Genomic DNA, 1,875 nt, shown 5'->3' with positions numbered 1-1,875 from the left:
AAAAAAATATCTCCAAAAATGCTGTAATTGAAACCTTCGTCGAGTAGTTTTTCTGTTTCAATTTCCATGAGTTCATTATAGGATTGCATACTCACATTCCCGTCTAATTTAATAAGCTGAAGCGGAATCCCAATAGCATTGGCCTGTTGTTGCATCAATTCTATGCGGAGGCCGTGCATCGAAACTCTATTGGTTTCAGAATTGACTGTGGAAACCAGTTTCTTAACATCGTATACCCCCTCTTTTTGCACCTTGTAAAGTGCGAAAGCTGCATCCTTGCCACTGCTCCAGTTTAAATAGGCTTTTTTCATTTCTTGGAATTGATAAAACTCTGGATGGCCAGGTCATAGCCCTGCAAACCAAAACCTAAGATAACGCCTTTGGCTACGGGAGCTATAAATGATTTATGCCTGAATTCTTCCCTGGCATGAGTGTTGGAAATATGAACCTCAACTACGGGAACTTCAATAGCTTTTACTGCGTCGCCAATTCCTACAGAGGTATGGGTATAAGCCGCGGCATTCAAAACTATTCCATCAAACTCCCCCACCGACTTGTGTAAATGATCAATGATCTCCCCTTCAATGTTGGATTGAAAATAGGATAGCTCTACTTCCCTGAACCTGAATTGCAGATCGGCAAAGTAATCTTCAAATTTTTTACTTCCGTAAGTTTCCGGTTCCCGCGTTCCAAGCAGGTTTAGATTGGGACCGTTTATAATAAGTATCTTCATAGGATAAAGATATCAAAAGATTTAATCTGCCTCCTTAAACCGGGCGAATTTTCTCTTTATTGAGATAGTTCTTCACCTAAAACCTATAACCCAATCCTACGGAATAGGAGCGAAACCGGTAATTATCATCTTCGCTAAATGGTGTTTCAGATTTTAACCTATCGGTGAATTCGTGAGAGTAACGGCCTTCCAGGTAGAATGACCGACTTATATCATAGCCAATTCCGCCGGTAAGTTCGAAACCGACTCTTTTATAAAATTTCATGGAATTTCCGCTCAAAATATTTACCTGGGGACCGCCCAGACTATAGAACCCAGTATTTGGAATACGGTATTCCACCAGCCCGGCCACACGATAGTGAACAGTTTCCTTATTGCTGATAAAACTGGCCTCAGGGACTATGGAGAAATCGCGGTCAAGCCAGAAGTTATAATTAACTCCTATGAACAAACCGGCCTCTCCGGTGATAAACTCCCCACTCACTTCAGGATAAAATGTGGAAAAAGATGGATCTATAGCCAGGTAACCGGCCTGAACAGATAAATTAACAGAAGGAGTTTTAAAAGCCTGGCTTTGGGCACTTTGAAAAATACCCATGGCAAGCAAAGCCAACAAAAAGTTTCTAAGCATATTGGATTGATGGTTTATTCACGGAAATTAATGAAAAAAATCAAATCATCAATCCAATATACGTTGATATGCCTGAATAGTTGTTATAACCTGAATTCTAATCCAACATTCACCGAAGATAGGCTATCCCCATTATTGCTAATTCCCTGGTACGACCCGATTACGGAAAAAATCCCTAACCCAACTCCAATTTTCGGTCTGTAGTAGAAGCCGCCTTCGCCATCTTCCATCAGGCTAACAGCATATCCAAGGTCAAGGCCCACAAATACGATTCCTAATCCGAGCCTTCCTGAAGCGGCTATTGGAAGGAAACTAACATCATCTGCATCCGTTTCACCAAAACCGGTATCTATATCTTCCGCAAAAAACCTGGAGTAGCCTAGTATCGGGCCTACTTCAAGTACATTCATCACCCCAAAAAGGTAAGCTACATCTGCTCCCAATTGAAAGTTTGAATAATCTTCGGCATCACCTACGGGTAAGCCTCCGTTAATTCCTAATTTCAGATCTC

The 1,875-nt window shown here is 41.4% G+C and carries 3 protein-coding genes and 1 pseudogene; all 4 read right to left on the bottom strand.

Translation table 11 applies throughout. The features are described 5' to 3' along the window. Positions 1 to 311 (bottom strand): annotated as a pseudogene (locus ACESK1_RS13245) (ATP-binding protein); the annotation flags it as partial. Next, entirely contained in the window at positions 308 to 733 is a 426-nt protein-coding gene (gene aroQ / locus ACESK1_RS13240; RefSeq protein WP_372920643.1) for a type II 3-dehydroquinate dehydratase, read from the bottom strand. The pseudogene ACESK1_RS13245 and the gene aroQ, both read right to left, overlap by 4 nt. 76 nt (positions 734 to 809) lie before the next feature. Continuing rightward, entirely contained in the window at positions 810 to 1,364 is a 555-nt protein-coding gene (locus tag ACESK1_RS13235; protein WP_372920642.1) for an outer membrane beta-barrel protein, read from the bottom strand. 83 nt (positions 1,365 to 1,447) lie between these two features. Next, positions 1,448 to 1,875, bottom strand: a 428-nt coding sequence (locus ACESK1_RS13230) for a hypothetical protein (protein ID WP_372920641.1), incomplete at its 5' end; no start/stop codon positions are given.

The sequence above is a fragment of the Salegentibacter sp. genome, from assembly GCF_041642575.1.
Lineage (GTDB): Bacteria > Bacteroidota > Bacteroidia > Flavobacteriales > Flavobacteriaceae > Salegentibacter.
This window is presented reverse-complemented; position numbering and strand designations above follow the sequence as displayed.

Bases quoted from the DNA above. Each gene is read 5' to 3' on its own strand.
- ACESK1_RS13235 (WP_372920642.1), bottom strand. From the start codon at position 1,364: ATGCTTAGAAACTTTTTGTTGGCTTTGCTTGCCATGGGTATTTTTCAA.
- aroQ (WP_372920643.1), bottom strand. From the start codon at position 733: ATGAAGATACTTATTATAAACGGTCCCAATCTAAACCTGCTTGGAACG.